The 244-nt window shown below is 54.5% G+C and carries 1 tRNA gene and 1 rRNA gene; both read left to right on the forward strand.

The features are described 5' to 3' along the window. A 5S ribosomal RNA gene (gene rrf, locus H6B10_RS16445) occupies positions 1–110 on the forward strand; the annotation flags it as partial. A gap of 58 nt (positions 111–168) precedes the next feature. Further along, a tRNA-Lys gene (locus H6B10_RS16450) sits at positions 169–244 on the forward strand.

The raw sequence follows: 244 nt of genomic DNA on the forward strand, positions 1-244 counted from the left end.
TCGATGACGGTGAGGTTCCACCTGTTCCCATTCCGAACACAGAAGTTAAGCTCACTTGTGCCGAAGATAGTTGGCTGGAGACGGCCTGTGAAAATAGGTAGATGCCGGCTTCTCAAAGAAAGCAGCCTCCGGGCCGAGCCTTAGGCCCGGCCCGGAGATTGCTATTATGCACCATTAGCTCAGCTGGTAGAGCAACTGACTCTTAATCAGTGGGTCCTGGGTTCGAGTCCCCGATGGTGCACCA

The organism is Gemmiger formicilis, assembly GCF_016901605.1.
Taxonomy (GTDB): domain Bacteria; phylum Bacillota; class Clostridia; order Oscillospirales; family Ruminococcaceae; genus Gemmiger; species Gemmiger formicilis_B.